The organism is Symbiobacterium thermophilum IAM 14863, from assembly GCF_000009905.1.
Taxonomy (GTDB): Bacteria; Bacillota; Sulfobacillia; order Symbiobacteriales; family Symbiobacteriaceae; genus Symbiobacterium; species Symbiobacterium thermophilum.
Window position 1 is genome coordinate 3,129,271 of the sequence record NC_006177.1, and the last position, 18,605, is coordinate 3,147,875.

Here is an 18,605-nt window from a genome sequence, read left to right on the forward strand (position 1 = left end):
TTCGGTCAGACCCGACGGATCCGGCCGGAGTCGCTGCAGTCATAGCCGCCCAGCGCCTCCACAGCCTTCAGGAACTCGGGATCGCGCAGGAGGCTCAGCACCGCCTGGACACCGGGGTGCTCCTCCAGTTCCGCTGGGATGCAAAGCTCGTACTCTTCCCAGGCCACGGGCACGAAGTCCAGGTCCAGCGCCTGTGCAGCTGAGCGGATGCCCAGTCCTGTGTCGGCGTCGCCCGCCTTCACGGCCTGGGCGACATTCAGGTGCGTGAACAGCTCCCACCGGTAGCCCTGCACCTGCTCCGGAGAGATCCCCTCCTGCCGCAGGTGGAAATCCAGGAGCAGACGGGTGCCGGCCCCCCGCTGCCGGTTGACGAACCGCACGTCCGGCCGGGCCAGGTCGCGGAACGACCCGATCCCCTTCGGGTTGCCCTTCGGCACGATGAACCCCTGCTCCCGCCGGGCCAGCAGCACCAGGAGCGCGGGCCTGCCCAGGTACTTGCGCACGTAGGACGTATTGCACTCGCCCGTATCCGTGTCCAGCAGGTGGACGCCGGCCATGTGCGCCTCGCCCCGCTTCAGGGCCAGCAGTCCGCCCTGGGAGCCCACGTGGGCGCTGGAGAGGTAGTAACCGCCCTTGCGGCGCAGCCAGGAGCCCATCAGGTCCAGCGAGGTGTCGTGGGAGCCGATGACCACCACGGTCTCCTGAATGTCGCGCAGCGGCCGGAGCAGCTCCACCGTCACCTCGGTGCCCTCGCCGATGCCCTCCCGGTCCGCGGGGACGACCAGCAGCCCGTCGGCCCGCACCAGCGAGGTGATCACCGCGGCGCCCCGGCTGATGGGCGTGGCCACCAGCCGCTCGCCCACGCGGCCCAGCTTCACCCGCACGAACTCCTCGACCCCCATGGGCGAGGTGATCCGCCTGGCCAGGGAAGCCCGCACCGTCTCCCGCTCGGGCACCGGCAGGCCCTGCGCCCGGAAGACCAGCGGCTTGACGAAGAGGTCCGCCGTCAACCACGTGGAGACCGGGTAGCCGGGCAACCCGACGAAGGGCTTGCCGTCGATGAGGCCCAGCATCACCGGCTTGCCGGGGCGGACGGCGACGCCGTGGGCGAGTACCTGCCCCAGCTCCTTCAACACATGTACGGTGTAGTCTTCGCTGCCGGCGGAGGAGCCGGCGTTGACGATGACGATGTCCGACCGGGCGACGGCCTCCCGCACGGCCCGCCGGATGAGGTCGTAGTCGTCCCGCACGATGGGGTGCCGCACCGGCTCGCCGCCCCACTCCCGCACCAGGGAGAGGATGACCCGGGAGTTGAACTCGATGATCTCGCCCTCAGCCGGATCCGCCTTGGGCTCGACGATCTCCGTGCCCGTCGGGATGAACGTCACCCGCGGCCTGCGCACCACCGGCACCTCCAGGATCCCGGCCGCCAGCAGGGCGCCCAGGTCCTGCGGACGGATGACGTGCCCCTCGGGCAGCAGGATCTCGGTGGCCACCACGTCTTCGCCGATCTGCCGCACGTCCTGCCACGGGGCGACCGGCGCCAGGATCTCGCAGCGGGCGCCCTGGTGGTGGCCGTCGTCCAGCAGGTTGACGTGCTCCACCATGATCACCGCGTCGCACCCGGGCGGCAGCGGGTCGCCGGTGTCGACCCAGAAGGCCTGCTCGCCGATGGTGAGGATCCGCGGCGCCGTCTCGGTGGCGCCGAAGGTGTCGCTGGCCTTGACGGCGATACCGTCCACGGCGGCGGCGTTGTAATGCGGGGCAGAGATGCGGGCCCGCACGGGTTCGCAGGTGATGCGGCCCAGCGCCTCGTCGGTGGGGATGACCTCCCGCTGCGGTCCCCACCCGGCCTGGTCGAGCGCACGGAGCAACCGGCTCAGCGCCTCGTCGCGGGGCAGCGATTCCAGGTAGATCTTGCGCGTGCTCATGCCAGGACCTCCACCTCCACCGTGTCGCCGGCCAGCAGTCCCTCGCGGGCCGAGGGGATGATGAGGAACCCGTCCGCCCGCACGAGAGTCGAGATCAGGCCGGACTTGCCGTGCACCGGTTCCGCCCAGACCTCGCCGTCTTTCCGGAACAGCCGCACCCGCACGACGTCGGTGCGCCCGGCAGCCGAAGCGACGTTCTTGGTGAGCCTCGCCCGCACCGTGGGCCGGAACTCCGGCTCCGGCGGCAGCCCCTGCATCTGCCGGAGCAACGGGGCGACGAACAGGCCGTAGACCACCTGCGCCGAGACGGGGTGGCCTGGCAGTCCGACCACCGGAACCCCGTCGCACACCGCCAGGATCGTCGGCTTGCCAGGCTTCAGCTGGACGCCGTGCACCAGCACCCCGGGGCTGCCCAACTGGTCGATCAGCCGGGACGTGAGGTCGCGGGCGCCCACGCTGGAGCCGCCGGAGATCAGGACCAGGTCGTAGGCCAGGCCTTGACGGAGCAGGGACAGGATCTCCTGCTCGTCGTCCCGGGCGAGGCCGAGGTAGTGCGGCTCACCGCCGTCCCGCAGCACCAGGGCCCGCATGGCCTGGCCGTTGGACTCGCGGATCTGCCCGGGCCCCGGCGCCTCCTCCGGGGGTACCAGCTCGTCCCCCGTGGAGATGATGGCCACCCGCGGCCGCCGCACCACGTCGACCTCACGCACGCCGGCGTGGGCGAGCAGGGCCGCCTCCTGAGCCCGGATCATCCGTCCGGCCGGGAGCAGCGGCTCGCCGGCCCGGCAGTCCTCGCCCCGCTGCATGACGTTCTCGCCCGGCGACACGGGGCGCAGCACGGCGATCTCATCCGGCGCCGACTGCTCGGTGTGCTCCACCATGACGACGGCATCAGCCCCCTCGGGCAGGGCGCCGCCGGTGGCGATCTTCTGCGCCTCGCCAGGGTGAAGCGGCACCGCGGAAACCTGTCCCATGGGGATCTCCGCGGTAACGGTGAGGTACGCCGGCAGCCCTTCAGACGCGCCGAAGGTGTCGGCCGACAGAACGGCATAGCCGTCCACTGAGCTGCGGGGAAAGGGGGGCAGATCCTCGGGAGCGGGCACGGGGGCGGCGGTGATACGCCCCAGGGCTTCCTCCCTTGCGACCCGCTCCGCGGGCATCCGGCGGGTGACGGCGCCGAGGAACTCGACCCGGGCCTCCTCGACAGATTTCAGCGTGAAAAAGTCCATGTCCTCACCTGCTTCGCCGATACTGCCTGGAGCAAAAAAGCTATCTCCCGAACGGAAGATAGCAGAACGACGCGGGCATCTCCCGCAGTTCCGCCCCTTTCCAACGGGAGGCCGCCAGGTTTCCCCGACAACCCTGGCCCGGTACGACCGGGACCGGTCAGGCGACCATACCCCATCGGGTACAGGTCGCATGACTCGGGACGTGATCACATCATTCAGTTGCTGGATCCATTATACGGCTTATGACGCGGACAGGGCAAGCAAGCTTGGCCCCCTTCCGACATATGTTTAGCTGACCAGGGACAGACTACGTGTTTTCAGGGGTCTGGATGCAGGTGCGCCCCCGGCGGACCAGCGTCCCCACTGCACCAGCGCCACGGCGCCGGTCTGTGGCTCGTACGGGCCGGGCAGGCGTACTCGGAGCGCACGGCGTGGGCGTGCGCAGTTGTGCACCGTGTGCAAGTCCAGATGCATACTTGGGGCGCACGGCGTTGGGAGTGCGCAGATGGACCCCGTGCGTGGGTCCGTGTGCGTACCCGGGGTGCACGGCGTTGGGCGTGCGCAGTTGTTCCCGTGTGCGAGTCCGTATGCGTGCTCGGGGCGCACGGCGTTGTGCGTGCGAAGATGGCCCCGCGCGCGGGCCGTGTGCGTGCCCGGGGCGCACGGCGTTGGGCGTGCGCAGTTGTTCCCGTGTGCGAGTCCGTATGCGTGCTCGGGGCGCACGGCGTTGTGCGTGCGAAGATGGCCCCGCGCGCGGGCCGTGTGCGTGCCCGGGGCGCACGGCGTTGGGCGTTCGCAGCTGTTCCCGTGTGCGAGTCCGTATGCGTGCCCGGGGCGCACGGCGTTGGGCGTTCGCAGCTGTTCCCGTGTGCGAGTCCGTATGCGTGCTCGGGGCGCACGGCGTTGGACGGGCGAGGTGTGCGCCATGCGAGTCCGTGCGCCCGGTGCGGACCCCCTCATGCTGCGTGCGAACCCAGGTGAACTTGCCGAATGCCGAAGGCGGCGAAAGGAGTGGTGCGCATGGCGAGGCGCGGTGCGGCGGTCTTCCGCGTGGCCACCACCTACATCGGCACGGTGGTCGGAGCCGGTTTCGCGTCGGGTCAGGAGACGCTGCGCTTCTTCGCCGCGTACGGCCCCGCGGGGCTGGCCGGCATCCTGCTTGCCACGCTGCTCTTCTGCGTACTGGGCATCAGCGCCATGAACCTGGGCCGCAGACTCGGAGCAGAGACCCACCGGGAGATCCTTCACCACGTGCTGGGTGCTTCCCTCGGGCGCATCATGGACGGAGCCATCACCCTGTTCCTGGGCATCACCCTCACCGTCATGATCGCCGGGGGCGGCGCCATCTTCGCCCAGCAACTCGGGGCGCCGTACGCCCTGGGCACCCTGCTCACCGCGGTGGTCGCCGGCGCCACCATCCTGGCTGGAATGCGCGGGGTCATGGCCGCCAACACCGTCGTCGTCCCACTGCTCAGCCTCGCGGTACTGGGGCTGGTCGGCGCCTCGCTGCACCACCACGGCCTCGGCGAGGTCCTGAGCGCGCTTTCTCCGCACGCAGCCCTCGCGCCGGCGCGCTCCTGGTGGATGTCCGCGCTCCTGTACGTCAGCTACAACCTGGTGCTGGCGTTGTCGGTGCTCGGCCCGCTGGGCGCCGAGATCCGGGACCGAACGGCCCTGCTCTGGGGCGGCCTGCTGGGCGGCCTCGCCCTCGGCGTGATGGCGGCCGGCATGACGCTGGCGATTTCCGCCCACCTCCCCGAAGCGGCGGTGGAGATCCCGATGCTGTACCTGACCCGCTTCCACGGCCCCTTCGTGCAGTGGTTCTACGCGGTGGTGCTCTGGGCGGAGATCTACACGACGGCGGTCGGCTGCGCATACGGCTTCGCCGGGAGGCTCGGCCAGGCCTGGCGATACCGGGAAGCCGTGGTCGCCAGCATCTGTTTCGCACTGGTGGGCAGCGGCTTCGGGTTCAGCCGGCTCCTGGCCCTGTTCTACCCGCTGTTTGGCCTCGTCGCCCTGGTGGTGCTCGCGGGGCTCTTGCGAGAACCGCTCCGGGGTGTGCCGCGGGGGTAGGGGGTGTGCGTGGTCGTCACGCGCACCAGTCCCCTACGGATCAACGATCCGGAACAGGGCCCGGGCACCGATCTGCGACAGATTTTCACTTCCGCCGCTCGCCAAGTAGAAATCCCTCGCACTTCGCCCTGGCCCCCTGATCCCGTCACACCTGAACAATCCCGGTCCAGAGCCCCGGCGCCATCTACCTGCGACGAATTTTCACTTCCCCCCTGCGCCAAGTCGAAATCCCTCGCACTTCGCTCCCGTCCCCTGATCCGTCACACCTGAACTAATCCCGGGCCAGGTCCGCGGCGTTGCCTATCTAAGACAGATTTCACTTTGCCCGCCTGCGAAGTAGAAATCCGTCGCACTTCCCACCCGCCCCCTGGTCCCGTCACACCTGAGCAATCCCGGTCCGAGCCCCGACGCCATCTACCTGCGACGAATTTTCACTTCGCCCCTGCGCCAAGTCGAAATCCCTCGCACTTCGCTCCCGTCCCCTGATCCGTCACACCTGAACTAATCCCGGGCCAGGTCCGCGGCGTTGCCTATCTAAGACAGATTTTCACTTTGCCCGCCAGCCAAGTAGAAATCCCTCGCACTTCCCACCCGCCCCCTGGTCCCGTCACACCTGAACAATCCCGGCCCGAACCCCGGCGCCATCTACCTGCGACAGATTTTCACTTCGCCCGTCAGGCATGTGTAAGTCCGCCGCACTTTGCCCCGGACCCCTGCTTCAGGGCGCCGCACAACCCCGTTGCGTCAGGCTACCCCCCTGCGCCGCTCCAACAAAACAACCATCCGCCCGAGCAACTGGCAGGAATTGGGTCGCCATGGCAGAAATCCCCTAATCGGTGAGCGGCATGAAACCAGTGGAGTTCAGCGTGCCGGATGCACTGTGGAAAGGGGGTGTCGCGAAACTCATGCAATGAAGCGTGAGAGCTTGCGTGAACAAGAACCACGCAAACGGTTTGCGTAGAGAATGGATGAGAAGGCGAGAATCCGCCAGAACACCCAATCCGACACGCCTCTCAAACCCCGAATCCATCCCGGAATCTGTCCGACCTGGAACGGATTGGACAGGTCCTTCAGTTGCGCGTTCACCGATTCGATCAGCGACCGGTGCTTGCCATAAATCCTCCGTGCCAGGTCGGTTTTCCAGAACTCCAGCGCCGCTTTCCGATAAGGCCCCTGCGCCCGCACTTCTTCCCCCTCCGGCGTGCCCCGCCGGTTGGGAGCGCACAGGAAGTGCCCGCAACACACATCCGCCCAGAACTTGTACAGGTTCTCGCTGTCGTAGGCGCTATCTCCCACCCCGTAGGTCAACTCGGCCTTTTGCTTCTGGTCCGCCAGCTTGACCACCTCAGCAAAGAGCGAGACTGCAGGCCTCATCTCATGGATGGCGGCCGGGGTGACCCGGAAGGCCAACGGGAAACCGGTCCGGCTGATGACCAGGTGCAACTTGTAGCCAAAGAACTTTCCCTTCGAGGTCGCTCCCCAGGTTGCGTCCGGGTCCTTCCTCCGGAGGGGTACGGGTAAGTCCGTCATGTCGATGGTCAAGACCCGAAGGTCTCCTTGCCGCAGGGAGCGCCGGCGCAGCTTGCGCCAGAGGCGGGTCCGCAGCCGCCGGACGTCATCGCCGTGCAGGCGGCGGCAGACCACAGACAGATGCGGCACCTGCTCCCAGCCAAGGGCCTTACGGAGCCATGCTCCCGCTTCCTGTTCCGCATAGTTGAGCGTTTTGCGCAGCGACCAGCCCAGCAAATCCGCTGCAATTCGGAACAGGAGCAGCGAGGGGGTCGAGTACAAGCGCGGGCGCCCGGTCTTGGGTTGGTTCCTCGGCTTGCGACCCCGCCGTTCGGCAGCAACTTCGTCCAGGAGGCGATGCAAGTGCTGGAGAATCAGGGCCACGGCGTGGTACACTGGTCTTGCCACCATCCCCGCGGTTTTGGTTGTTTTGGCGGCTAATCCAACCAATTCGCGGGATATGGTGGCTTTCCTGTTCTATGCTCCAGGTTTCACTGGCTTACGGGGATTTCGCAACACGCCCACTGTGGAAAGACAGGACGATCACTGAGGCGGCCAAGACCCTCTGGTGTTACCTCTGCGCGCTCCAACCCAGGACCTCCTTTTCCCTGGGCGAGCTGCACAAGCTGACGGGTATGTCCCGACCCACCCTGCACAACGCACTCCGTCAACTGCACGACAAAGAATGGGTTCAGTACCGCAGGACGGGCCTGCGGACCGTCTTCTGCCTGGTTAACACCGACGACGGTCTGCGCCTGCCGTCGGACATCCTGCTGCAGCCGCTTCCACGTCCGGCGAAGTGGATCTGGGCGGTGCTGCGCACGCTGGACCGCCCCGTCACGTATCAGGAGCTTCGGAGCCTCACCGGGTTCAGCCTGGACACCATCCGGGAGTCGATACAGCAACTTCTGCACTCCCGCTGGTTAGTCATGGAGGGAACCGCCAGGCGGCCGATGAGGTTGAAGGCCAGAAACCCGGCGGAGTCAAAGCGGCAGGTCGAAATCGAGCAGTGGGAAAAGCAGTTCACGGACGGCGTCAGAAGCGGCCTGTCCCGGGGTCAGTGCCTCCTGTATCTCATCGTCCGCATGGCTCTGCCCGGGTCCAAGATTCTGGTGAACGCGCGGCTGCCCGGTCTGACCAACCCGCTGACCGATGCCGAGCTTGAGATCGACCTCTATCTGCCCGACTACCGGCTGGGGCTCGAGTACAACGGCCCGCAGCACTACACGCCCACGGAGTGGTTTCCCGATGAGGTGCAGTTCCGCTCTCAGCGCGCCCGAGACCTGATCAAACTGGGGCTCTGCCGGGAAAGGGGCATCGACCTGTTCGTGGTGACGCTGCAGGACCTGTGGCCCGATCAGATCTGGCGAAGGCTGGCCCGCAAAGCCCCCGTGCGGGAGATTCCCGATGAGGAGTGGCACCTGGTGCGGTGGCTGTACAAGCACATCCGCCGATACCAGGAATCCGTGCATCGTGAGAACGGCGCGGCAGGATAGCGGCTTCTGCGCGTGACGACACCGGACGGTGCCTTCACGGCATCATCCGGTGTCGTTCATCGTTCGGTCCGGCAACGATCCGGGCACGCGCCAGTCACGTGGAGACTGGGCCCTTGCACCCGGCTCAGCCCCGATCCTCAGTCCGCGGACTCTGACTCGGGCCGCCGGGGCCAGATGAAGTACGAAACGGAAATGGCCATGTCGATAACGAGGGACACCGTCCAGAACCCCAGCACCCGCAGCAGTGCGACGCTCCGGCCCAGGTCGCCGATCAGGTAGATGAGCAGGCCGAGGTAGCCCCCGCCCAGCAGGTACGCCAGCAGGTAGAGCATGCTGCCGCTGAAGTTGTAGCGGGCGTGCTCATAACCGTAGAGCTGACGGGGCCGGGGACCGCGCTTCAGGACGTAGTATTGGAACCGTTCGTCGGCCCAGCGGACGATGCGCTTGCCGAACGTGACCGAGACGCTCAGGTAGAAGGCGGCGATGCCGTGGGCGAGGGTCGGCGTGGCGCCGTTCACCAGCACGTCGCGCGTGGTGACCACCAGCAGGATGCCGTCCAAAACCAGCGTCATGGCCAGCAGGAGGGCACTCAGGCGCGGCCGGTTCAGCACGTAGCGCACGGCCAGGCCCGAGATCACGAGAACCCAGAAACCGATCTCGATGCCCACGATCAGGTAGGCGATGGGACTCAAGGCGGGCACTCCTTTTTCGCACAAGTGTATTGCCAAAGACGAAGTGTAGCACGGGTCGCTGGTTTTTGCAATACATCTGTGCTATAATGAGACCATGCCCAAGATCGTCGATCACGAGGAACAGCGGAAGCGCATCGCCGAAGCGATGTGGCGGGTCATCCTGCGGGACGGCATGGAGGGGGCGACGGTGCGCAAGATCGCCGCGGAGGCGGGCATGTCGGTCGGCGCCCTGCGGCACTACTTCAGGCAGCAGGATGACCTGCTGGTCTACGCGATGCGGTTGGTCAACGAAAGGGTGGAACAGCGCATCCTCCGGCTGGCGCGCACGAACCTCCCGCCGCTGGAGAAGGCCGTGCGGCTCCTGCTGGAGGTGGTGCCGGTGGACGGGGAGCGGCGGGCCGAGATGGACGTCTGGTTCTCCTTCATGGAGCACGTCCGCCACCGCCCGGACCTGGAGGGCATCCCCGAGAACCGGCTCCACCTGTTCGTCAGCCAGGTACTGGCTTACCTGCAGCACGAAGGCCTCCTGGAGGAGGGGCTGGATCTGGCCCTGGAGGCCGAGCGCATGTACGCCATCGTCGACGGCCTGGCCGTCCACGCGCTGCTGGAGCCCGAGCGGCTCCGCCCGGAGACGATGGAGGAGGTCGTGCGCACATCCCTGCGGCGGATCTGCCGCAACAGGCCGCAGTAGCGTGGAACGGGTCCGGGGCGCACATGGCCAGCCTCTGTCCCATACCGGGTAGAGGCCCTGGCGGAGGGAAGGATGCCCCCGGCCGCCCCAACAGCGGCAACGAAGTCGAGGAATGCGAGCCGCCCCCGCCGCGGCGAACGCGGCACGGGCGGCCGGGCAGAACAGGGCCGCTCTCGCCGCATTCACCGCGGCGGAGCGGCCCCGTTTCCATCACCGCTTGAACTTCATGGGCGTGGCGCCGTTCTCGTCGTAGATGTAGAAGCCGCGCCCGCTCTTGCGGCCCAAGTAGCCCGCCTGCACCATCTGCACCAGCAGCGGGCAGGGGCGGTACTTGGGATCCTTGAACCCCTCGTAGAGCACGTTCAGGATCGCCAGGCAGGTGTCCAGCCCGATGAAGTCCGCCAGCGTCAGCGGGCCCATCGGATGGTTCATGCCCAACTTCATCACCGTGTCAACCTCTTCGACCCCGGCGATGCCCTCGTACACGCAGAACATCGCCTCGTTCAGCATGGGCATGAGGACCCGGTTCGAGACGAAGCCGGGGAAGTCGTTGACCTCGACCGGGGTCTTGCCCATCGCCTCGGCCAGGTTCCGGATCGCCGCGTACGTCTCGTCCGACGTCGCGATGCCCCGGATGACCTCCACCAGCTTCATGACCGGCACCGGGTTCATGAAGTGCATGCCGATGAACCGATCCGGCCGGCGGGTCACCGCCGCCAGCTGGGTGATGGGCAGGCTGGAGGTGTTGGAGGCGAAGAGGGTCACCTCCGGACAGATGGAATCCAGCTCCCTGAAGAGCGCAAGCTTGGCCTCCAGGCTCTCCACGATCGCCTCGATGACCAGGTCGCATTCGGCGGCCGGCCCGAGTTCGGTCGTGCCCGTGATGCGCCCCAGAATCGCGGCCTTCTCCTCCTCGGTGCGACGGCCCTTGGCCACGTCGCGCGCCAGGTTCTTCTCGATCACCCCAAGGCCCCGCTCGACAAAGCGCGGCTCGAGGTCCCGCAGCCAGACCTGCAGCCCGGCCTGTGCCGCCACCTGCGCGATGCCCGAACCCATCTGGCCCGCGCCCACCACCATGACCCGCTTGATCATCGGCGTTCCCTCCTGCCACAGCTTCTTCCGTCAGGCTCGTCCATCGGCCGCTCCCCGCCGGGGGCGGCCCTGTTCGCTGCGCGTCCGGCGCACCCGCCCGTGTCGCTAGTCCACGCGCACCAGCGTCGCCTCGCCCTGGCCGCCGCCGGAGCAGATGGCCGCCAGGCCGAAGCCGCCGCCCCTCCGGCGCAGCTCGTACACCAGGTGCATGAGGATGCGGCCGCCACTGGCCCCGATCGGGTGGCCCAGGGCGATGGCCCCGCCGTTGACGTTGACGATCTCCGGGTCGACGCCCAGCAACCGGGTTGAGATGAGGGTCACCGAGGCGAACGCCTCGTTGATCTCGACCAGGTGCAGGTCCTTGGCCGTGAGGCCGGCGCGGCGCAGGGCCGCCTGCCCCGCCCGGGCGGGCACCTCGTGCAGCAGGTGAGGCTCGTCGGAGTACTGCCCCTGCGCGACGATGGTCGCCAGGACCTCCAGCCCGAGCGCCGTTGCCTTCTCCCGGGACATGATCACCAGGGCTGAGGCGCCGTCGGAGAGGCCCGGAGCGTTGCCGGCGGTGATGGGGCCGTCCGGCTCGAACGCGGGCCGCAACGCCGCCAGCTTCTCCGGCGAGGTGTCCCGCCGGATCGGCTCATCCTCCAGCACGACGGTCTCGCCCTTCTTCTGCGGTACCACCACCCGGGTCACCTCCTCCGCGAAGAAGCCCCGGTCCCAGGCGGCGGCAGCCCGCACATGGCTGCGGTAGGCCCAGGCGTCCAGCTCCTCCCGGGCGACGCCGTACTCCCGCGCCCCGCGCCCTCCGTAGGTGCCCATGTGCACGTCGCCGAAAGCGCACCACAGGCCGTCGTGAATTACGCCGTCGATCAGCTGCCCGTGGCCCATCCGGTATCCCCGGCGAGCCCCCTGAAGCAGGTAGGGCGCGTTGCTCATCGACTCCATGCCGCCGGCCACCACCACGTCGGCATCGCCGGCCCGGATCAGGGTGTCGGCAAGGTTCACCGCCCAGAGGCTGGACGCGCAGACCTTGTTGACGGTCGCCGACACGACCCCGAACGGCAGCCCGGCCTTGTGTGCGGCCTGTCGCGCGGGGATCTGGCCCGCGCCCGCCTGCACCACCTGGCCCATCAGCACCTGGTCGATCTCCTCCGGCCGCTCCAGGAGTTCCACCCGGCGCAGCGCCTCGCGAATGGCCACTGCGCCCAGGTCGGTCGCGGACAGATCCTTCAGCGCCCCCTGGAAGGCGCCGAACGGGGTGCGCGCTGCGCTGACGATGACGGCTTCCCGGCCCATGTGCGCTCCTCCCTTGCGATTGGCAATGGTGAAATTCTTCTCACGCTCACCATTATAGCAGATGCCTCCCGAAAGCGGACGCGCAAACAGCAAAGCCCCTGCGTTGAGCAGGGGCGAGTGCGCAGGGTCATCCACGCTTGCGCCGGGTCTCCGCATCAGTGGTGCCGGAAGCGCCGTCTGCCGGGGCGGGCCGCCGGTTCCGGCCCCGGTTCCGCCCGGGCCGACGGCTTGGGCTCAGCCGGCGGCAGCCGGCTGACGGCCAGGAGGAGTCCCGTCGCGATCATCAGGGCGAGCAGTGAGGAGCCGCCCGACGAGAGGAACGGCAGCGGGATGCCGGTGTTGGGCAGGGTTCCGGTGACGACGCCCACGTTGAGCGCCGCCTGGCCCGCCACCCAGGTGGTGATCCCCGCCGCCAGGAGCATGCTGTAGCGGTCCGGGGCCCGGAGGGCGATGGTGAAGCCCCTCCAGGCGAAGAGCACGAAGAGCAGGATGACGGCAATGCCGCCCACCAGCCCCAGCTCCTCCACCACCACGGAGAAGATGAAGTCCGTCTCCGCCTCGGGCAGCCGGTTGCCCAGCTTCTGCAGCGACTGGCCCAGCCCGACGCCCCACAGGCCGCCCCGGGCCATGGCCGTCCACGACTGGATGATCTGGTGGCCAATGGTGTCCTGGAACGCCCAGGGGTTGCGCCAGGCCAGCAGCCGCTCCTGCTGGTGCTGCTTGGTCCGGGCCAGCAGGAGGATGGCGCCCACCGCCCCCCCAAACAGCGACAGCACCCAGAACCAGTGCACCCGCGCCACCCACAGCATGCAGATGGCAATGCCGCCGATCACCGCGGCCGTGCCCAGGTCGGGCTCCCGGTAGATCAACAGCGCCACGCCGGCCGTCACGCCCAGGTAGACCATCCACTGGGGCAGGCGCATGCGCCGGAAGTTCCGGTCCAGGAAGCCGGCGGAAAACAGGATGAACGCCAGCTTGGCGAACTCGGACGGCTGGATGCTGAGGGGGCCGACCTGAAGCCACCGGGTGGCGCCCAGCCGGGTGATGGCCAGGGGATTGCCCGGGATCAGCAGGGACGCCAGAGCCCCGGCTGCGCCCACCAGCAGCAGCGGCGTCAGCCGGCGCCACCACGACAGCGGCACGAGCATGCCCAGGAGCAGGCCGGCGCAGCCTACCCCAAACTGCAGGGCCAGCTCCCGCACCACCGCGGAGGGAGATCCCTCGTGGACGGTGGTGCTGTAGATCATCACCATGCCAAGGCTGACGAGGCCGATCAGTGCGACGATGAGCAGGCCGTCCGGCAGGCCCGGCACGGGCGGCGGGGCCGCGGGTGCGGGCGGGCGCCGGGCAGAGGGAACCGTACGTGCCACCAGCCTCCCCCCTATGCCTTACATAAATTAGGCGGGAAGCTTCCGTTCCCTGCTGCGTCCGCCCAACTTACCGCCCGCCGGCCCGGCATGGGGCTTGGTTCGCGCCTGCCGACCCAGCGCTCACTGCTCACTGCCGTTGGGTACCCGCCGGATGTCGGCGCCCAGCGCGGCCAGCTTCTCCTCCATGCGGGTGTAGCCCCGGTCGATGTACTGCACCCCGGACACCTCGGTGACGCCCTCCGCCGCCAGGGCCGCGGTGACCAGGGCGGCGCCGCCCCGGATGTCCCTGGCCTCCACGGGCGCGCCGGTGTAGCGCTTCACGCCCCGGATGATCCCGGTGTTCCGGTCCACCTTGATCTTCGCCCCCATGCGGATCAGCTCGTTGGTGAAGCCGAACCGGTTCTCGAAGATCGTCTCGTGCACCACCGAGATGCCGTCGGCCAGGCCCATGAGGGCGACCCAGGGCGACTGCAGGTCCGTGGGAAAGCCCGGGTAGACCTGGGTCTCCACGTCCACCGCCCGGATGGGGCGCGCCCGCACCCGGATGCAGTCGCCGTGCTCCTCCACCTCCTGGCCGGCCTCCACCAGCTTGGCGATCACCGTGCCCAGGTGCTCGGGGATGACGTTCTCCACCACGACGTCGCCTCCGGCGGCGGCGGTCATCATCATGTAGGTGCCGGCCTCGATCCGGTCGGGGATGATCTCGTGGCGGGCCCCTCGCAGCCGGTCGACCCCCTCGATGCGCACCGTGTTGGTGCCGGCGCCCCGGACCCGGCCGCCCATCGCGTTGATGAAGTTGGCCAAGTCGACGATCTCCGGCTCGCAGGCCGCGTTCTCCAGCACCGTGACGCCCGGCGCCAGGCTGGCGGTGATGATCATGTTCACCGTCGTGCCCACGCTGGCCCGATCCACGTAAAAGCGGCCGCCCCGCAGGTCCACCCTCCGGCTGACCATCGCGCCGTGCTCCACGACGACCTCCGCCCCCAGCGCCCGGAAGCCCTTCAGGTGGAAGTCCACCGGACGGGCCCCGATCTCGCAGCCGCCGGGGCAGGCCACCTCGCCCTTGCCCAGGCGCGCGAGCAGGAGCCCCATCACATAGGTGGAGCCCCGCAGACGGCGGGCCAGGTGATACGGTGCGACGTGGTGCTCCAGTTCACGGGCCTGGATGCGCAGGGTGGTCTCGGCCACCCGCTCGACGCGGCACCCCAGCGCCCTCAATATCTCACAGAGGTGTTGTATATCGGAGTTATCCGGTACGTTCTCCAGAATAGACTCGCCCTCGGCGGCCAGCGCAGCGGCCGTGACGATGGGCAAGGCGCTGTTCTTGGCGCCGCCGATGGTGACGGTGCCGGAGAGGCGGTTGCCGCCGCGGACGACGAACTTCGCTGTCAATAGCGGTCTCCCCCATACGATGCGGGTTGCATACTAGTATGCGCTGATTGGACGCTCACCCGGTCACACCTAGTCACTTTAACAGAAAGCCGAACCCCCGTCCAGGAAGCCCCCGCAATTCCCAAGCAAAGGGCCCGGGCTGCGCTGCCCGGGCCGCCGTTTTCGCCTCGCCCTGCATTCTTATGTAGCGCTGTAGTTGGGCGCTTCCTTGGTGATCATCACGTCGTGCGGGTGGCTCTCCCGCAGCCCCGCGGCGGTGATGCGGCAGAACTTCCCGTTCTTGCGCAGCTCCTCGATGGTGCGGGTGCCGCAGTACCCCATGCCGGCCCGCAGGCCGCCCACCAGCTGGAAGACCATCTCCGCCAGGGGACCCCGGTACGGCACGCGTCCCTCGATGCCCTCCGGCACCAGCTTGGGCGCGCCCTCCTGGAAGTACCGGTCGCCTGAACCCTGCTTCATGGCGCCGAGGGAGCCCATCCCGCGGTAGACCTTGAAGGAGCGGCCCTGGTAGATCTCCATCTCGCCGGGGGACTCGTCGGTGCCGGCGAAGAGGGAGCCGATCATGACGGCGGAGGCGCCGGCCGCAATGGCCTTGGTGATGTCGCCCGAGTACTTGATGCCGCCGTCCGCGATGATGGGCACGTCGTACTCGTCGGCCGCCCTGGCCGACTCGTAGATCGCCGTGATCTGCGGGACGCCGATGCCCGCCACCACGCGGGTGGTGCAGATGGACCCGGGCCCGATGCCCACCTTCACCGCGTCGGCGCCGGCCTCGATCAGGTCGCGGGTGCCCTCGTAGGTGGCCACGTTGCCCGCGATCACCTGGACCTGCGGGAAGTTCCGCTTCACCTTGCGAAGGGCCTCCATGATGCCCCGGGAGTGGCCGTGGGCGGAGTCCAGCACCAGGACGTCCACGCCCGCGTCGACCAGGGCGCCAGCCCGCTCCATCAGATCGTCGGACACGCCGACGGCCGCGCCGCAGAGCAGGCGGCCGTGCTCGTCCTTGGCCGAGTTGGGGTACTTCTTGGCCTTCTCGATGTCCTTGATGGTGATGAGCCCCTTCAGCACCCCATGCTCGTCCACCAGCGGCAGCTTCTCCACCTTGGCGTGGCGCAGAATCTCCCGGGCCTGCTCCAGGGTGGTGCCCACCGGAGCGGTGATCAGGTTCTCCCGGGTCATCACGTTGCCGACGGGCTGATTCCAGTTGTCCTCGAACCGCAGGTCGCGGTTGGTGAGGATGCCCACCAGCTTGTGCGTGCCCCGCTCCACCACCGGCGTGCCGGAAATGCGGTACCGGGCCATGAGCTGCAGGGCCGTCTCGATCATGTCGTCGGGGTGGACGAAGACCGGGTCGACGATGATGCCGTGTTCGGAACGCTTGACCTTGTCGACCTCCTCCGCCTGCCGCTCGATGGACATCGACTTATGGATGATGCCGATGCCGCCCTCGCGCGCCATGGCGATCGCCATGCGGGCCTCCGTCACCGTGTCCATCGCTGCCGACACCAGGGGGATGTTGAGCCGTATCTTGCGTGTCAGCCGGGTTGAGACGTCGACGTCCCGGGGGAGCACCTCCGAGTGCGCCGGGACCAGCAGTACGTCATCGAAAGTCAAAGCCTCCGGCCCGAACTTGGCGTCCATGATCCAGACCTCCGACTGAGCCTCGTGCTCGGAATTTGAAGCATTATACCATAGCGTATAACCGGCGGCAACCGCCGCCCGCAGGGTTTCTGCATGTGGAGGTGTTGGGCCGCCCGCCACCGAAAGATACGGGCAAACATCCCGATGAAGGTGGACGGAGATGATCTACACAGGCGAACCCACAGAACTGGATCGCATCCCCACCATGGAGGCCCTGGCCGAGGTGGTGAAGGGCTGCCAGCGCTGCGGCCTCCGTGCGGGCTGCACGCAGGTGGTCTTCGGCGAGGGCGTCTGGCCCGCCGGCCTGATGTGCATCGGCGAGGGTCCCGGGGCCGACGAGGACCGGCTCGGCCGTCCCTTCGTCGGCCGAGCCGGGCAGCTCCTGGACCGCATCCTCGAAGTCTCCGGCTTCGACCGGAAGCGGAACTGTTATATCGCCAACATCGTGAAGTGCAGGCCGCCCGGGAACCGCGCGCCCGAGCCGGCGGAACGGCAGGCCTGCTGGCCCTATCTGCGGGCGCAGATCCGGCTGGTCCGGCCCAAAATCATCGTGCTCCTGGGCGCCACGGCGCTGCAGGGGATCATCGACCCGAGCGCCCGCATCACCCGCATGCGCGGCCAGTGGATCGAGCGGGAGGGCATCCACTTCATGCCCACCTATCACCCGGCCGCCCTGCTCCGGGACCCCTCGAAGAAGAAGGACGTGTGGAACGACATGAAGCAGGTCATCGCCCGCTACCGGGAGCTGGTCGACCCGAACCACTACTCGCCGTACGCGTAACCGCCCGGGACTGCAGCGCCTGGGCCAGCGCCCGGGCCACCTTCCAGATGTCGCCGGCGCCCATGGTGATCACCGTGTCCCCGGGGCGCACCTCCGCCAGCAGGAAGCGGAGGATCTCCTCCTGGTCGGAGATGACGGCGACGGGCCGGCCGGTGTTGGCCTGGATGCGCCGGGCCAGGGCCTCGGCGGAGACGCCGGGAATCGGTCGCTCACCCGGCGGGCTGTAGATCCGGGTCAGCACCAGCACGTCGGCGTCCTGGAAGGCCGTGGCGAACTCATCCATCAGCCAGTGGGTGCGGGAGTACCGCTGCGGCTGGAACACCGCGACGACCCGCCGCCCCGCCTGCTCCCGGGCCGCCGCCAGGGTGGCCCGGATCTCGGTGGGGTGGTGGGCGTAATCGTCTACGACCCGGATCCCGTCCACGTCGGCCCACACCTCGAAGCGGCGGCGGGCGTTGCCGAAGGAGAGCAGGGTCTCCTGCATCTGCCTAAACGACAGGCCGGCATAATCCCCGGCGACGAGGGCCCCCAGGGAATTCAGGGCGTTGTGCCGCCCGGGGATGGGCAGCCGCACCTCGCCCAGGAGCCGGCCGTCCCGGACGCAGTCGTAGACGATTCCCTTCTCCCACGGGCGGATGTTCTCCGCGCGCCACTCGGCCTCGGGATGGGTGCCGTAGAAGACCACGTGCACGACTCCCGGTTGGTTACGCAGCTCCTGCCCGATGCTGCGCAGCGTCGGATCGTCGGCGCAGAGCGCGGCCAGCCCGCCGGGCTGCACCTGGCGCAGGAACTGGCGGAACCCCTCCTGGATGCGGGCGAAGGACCCCTCCCAGAACTCCAGGTGCTCCGGCTCCACGTTGGTCACCACCGCCACCCGCGGATGGTAGCGGAGGAAGGAACGGTCAGACTCATCCGCCTCGGCCACCACCCAGTCGCCGCGGCCGGCCTTGCCGGTGCCGCCGATGACCTCCAGGTCGCCGCCGAGAAGGATGGTGGGATCGAGCCCCGCCTTCTCCAGCAGGCAGGCCACCATCGACGAGGTGGTGGTCTTTCCGTGCGTGCCCGCCACCGCGATGGACCGTCCGTTCAGGAACTCGGCCAGGAGCTCCGAGCGGTGGAGCACCCGCAGCCCCCGGGCCCGGGCGGCTGCCAGCTCAGGATTGTCTTCAGGAACCTGCGTCGAGTAGACGACCACGTCCGCTCCCTCGATGTGAGCGGCGTCATGGGCGCCGATGTGGACCTCCACCCCCGCCTCCGCGAGCCGCTGCGTGCGGGCAGAGGCGGCCACGTCGGAACCCGACACCGCCGTGCCGCGCTGCTTCAGCACCATGGCCAGCGCGCTCATGCCGTAGCCACCGACTCCGATGAAATGCACCTTCCGGGCCTTCAGCACCCAGGCTTCCCCCTCGTGGGAC

14 protein-coding genes and 1 riboswitch are annotated in these 18,605 nt (G+C 68.3%); of the genes, 4 read left to right on the forward strand and 10 right to left on the reverse strand.

Going from position 1 to position 18,605, the window contains the following annotated elements:
- Positions 1-5 precede the first annotated feature (5 nt).
- Together STH_RS14450 and glp are read right to left on the reverse strand one after the other, a co-directional pair.
- Positions 6-1,931, reverse strand: a complete 1,926-nt coding sequence (locus STH_RS14450) for a molybdopterin biosynthesis protein (RefSeq protein ID WP_011197022.1) — start codon at positions 1,929-1,931, stop codon at positions 6-8.
- The gene (gene glp / locus STH_RS14455) at positions 1,928-3,160 is read right to left on the reverse strand and encodes a molybdopterin molybdotransferase MoeA (protein ID WP_011197023.1); all 1,233 of its coding nucleotides are present in this window, start codon (positions 3,158-3,160) and stop codon (positions 1,928-1,930) included. The genes STH_RS14450 and glp overlap by 4 nt, the downstream gene beginning before the upstream one ends.
- 77 nt (positions 3,161-3,237) lie before the next feature.
- Positions 3,238-3,373, reverse strand: a riboswitch (molybdenum cofactor riboswitch).
- Between the two features lie 807 nt (positions 3,374-4,180).
- Here glp and STH_RS14460 point away from each other — a divergent pair.
- Positions 4,181-5,233 carry a YkvI family membrane protein gene (locus STH_RS14460; protein WP_043714264.1) on the forward strand — a complete coding sequence of 351 codons (1,053 nt, stop codon included), beginning with the start codon at positions 4,181-4,183 and terminating at the stop codon, positions 5,231-5,233.
- 903 nt (positions 5,234-6,136) lie between these two features.
- Here STH_RS14460 and STH_RS14465 read toward each other — a convergent pair.
- Positions 6,137-7,138, reverse strand: a complete 1,002-nt coding sequence (locus STH_RS14465; protein ID WP_043714265.1) for a transposase — start codon at positions 7,136-7,138, stop codon at positions 6,137-6,139.
- Between the two features lie 239 nt (positions 7,139-7,377).
- On the opposite strand from STH_RS14465, the gene STH_RS14470 reads away from it, so the two are divergent.
- Positions 7,378-8,238, forward strand: a complete 861-nt coding sequence (locus STH_RS14470) for a hypothetical protein (RefSeq protein ID WP_011197026.1) — start codon at positions 7,378-7,380, stop codon at positions 8,236-8,238.
- 137 nt (positions 8,239-8,375) lie between these two features.
- Here the strand turns inward: STH_RS14470 and STH_RS14475 are convergent, their stop codons facing one another.
- On the reverse strand, positions 8,376-8,930 hold the full coding sequence (locus tag STH_RS14475) for a hypothetical protein (RefSeq protein ID WP_011197027.1): 555 nt from the start codon (positions 8,928-8,930) through the stop codon (positions 8,376-8,378).
- Positions 8,931-9,024: 94 nt separating this feature from the next.
- Here STH_RS14475 and STH_RS14480 point away from each other — a divergent pair, with 94 nt between their 5' ends.
- Positions 9,025-9,621, forward strand: a complete 597-nt coding sequence (locus STH_RS14480) for a TetR/AcrR family transcriptional regulator (protein ID WP_011197028.1) — start codon at positions 9,025-9,027, stop codon at positions 9,619-9,621.
- Positions 9,622-9,831: 210 nt separating this feature from the next.
- Here the strand turns inward: STH_RS14480 and STH_RS14485 are convergent, their stop codons facing one another.
- The 5 genes from STH_RS14485 to guaB form a co-directional block, all read right to left on the reverse strand.
- Positions 9,832-10,713, reverse strand: a complete 882-nt coding sequence (locus STH_RS14485; RefSeq protein WP_011197029.1) for a 3-hydroxybutyryl-CoA dehydrogenase — start codon at positions 10,711-10,713, stop codon at positions 9,832-9,834.
- A gap of 105 nt (positions 10,714-10,818) precedes the next feature.
- Positions 10,819-12,006 carry an acetyl-CoA C-acetyltransferase gene (locus tag STH_RS14490; protein WP_011197030.1) on the reverse strand — a complete coding sequence of 396 codons (1,188 nt, stop codon included), beginning with the start codon at positions 12,004-12,006 and terminating at the stop codon, positions 10,819-10,821.
- A gap of 155 nt (positions 12,007-12,161) precedes the next feature.
- Positions 12,162-13,376, reverse strand: coding sequence for an FtsW/RodA/SpoVE family cell cycle protein (locus STH_RS14495; RefSeq protein ID WP_011197031.1), 1,215 nt, complete (start codon positions 13,374-13,376; stop codon positions 12,162-12,164).
- Positions 13,377-13,496: 120 nt separating this feature from the next.
- Positions 13,497-14,768 (reverse strand): UDP-N-acetylglucosamine 1-carboxyvinyltransferase, encoded by a 1,272-nt coding sequence (gene murA, locus STH_RS14500; protein ID WP_011197032.1) that lies wholly within the window; start codon positions 14,766-14,768, stop codon positions 13,497-13,499.
- Between the two features lie 180 nt (positions 14,769-14,948).
- Complete coding sequence (gene guaB / locus STH_RS14505; protein WP_011197033.1) at positions 14,949-16,409, reverse strand: IMP dehydrogenase; 1,461 nt, start codon at positions 16,407-16,409, stop codon at positions 14,949-14,951.
- 160 nt (positions 16,410-16,569) lie between these two features.
- On the opposite strand from guaB, the gene STH_RS14510 reads away from it, so the two are divergent.
- A complete protein-coding gene (locus STH_RS14510) occupies positions 16,570-17,190 on the forward strand; it encodes a uracil-DNA glycosylase (RefSeq protein WP_011197034.1) in 621 nt (206 codons plus the stop codon).
- On the opposite strand, the gene murC is transcribed toward STH_RS14510, so the two are convergent.
- Positions 17,135-18,583: a UDP-N-acetylmuramate--L-alanine ligase gene (gene murC / locus STH_RS14515; protein WP_011197035.1), complete on the reverse strand. Its 1,449-nt coding sequence runs from the start codon at positions 18,581-18,583 to the stop codon at positions 17,135-17,137. The two genes, STH_RS14510 and murC, sit on opposite strands and share 56 nt — an antisense overlap.
- Positions 18,584-18,605: the final 22 nt, after the last annotated feature.

Excerpts from the sequence above, each read along its gene's own strand:
- STH_RS14490 (WP_011197030.1), bottom strand. The coding sequence starts at position 12,006 with ATGGGCCGGGAAGCCGTCATCGTCAGCGCAGCGCGCACCCCGTTCGGC.
- guaB (WP_011197033.1), bottom strand. The coding sequence starts at position 16,409 with ATGGACGCCAAGTTCGGGCCGGAGGCTTTGACTTTCGATGACGTACTG.
- STH_RS14470 (WP_011197026.1), top strand. The coding sequence starts at position 7,378 with ATGTCCCGACCCACCCTGCACAACGCACTCCGTCAACTGCACGACAAA.
- STH_RS14450 (WP_011197022.1), bottom strand. The coding sequence starts at position 1,931 with ATGAGCACGCGCAAGATCTACCTGGAATCGCTGCCCCGCGACGAGGCG.
- STH_RS14510 (WP_011197034.1), top strand. The coding sequence starts at position 16,570 with ATGATCTACACAGGCGAACCCACAGAACTGGATCGCATCCCCACCATG.
- STH_RS14460 (WP_043714264.1), top strand. The coding sequence starts at position 4,181 with ATGGCGAGGCGCGGTGCGGCGGTCTTCCGCGTGGCCACCACCTACATC.
- STH_RS14480 (WP_011197028.1), top strand. The coding sequence starts at position 9,025 with ATGCCCAAGATCGTCGATCACGAGGAACAGCGGAAGCGCATCGCCGAA.
- STH_RS14485 (WP_011197029.1), bottom strand. The coding sequence starts at position 10,713 with ATGATCAAGCGGGTCATGGTGGTGGGCGCGGGCCAGATGGGTTCGGGC.
- glp (WP_011197023.1), bottom strand. The coding sequence starts at position 3,160 with ATGGACTTTTTCACGCTGAAATCTGTCGAGGAGGCCCGGGTCGAGTTC.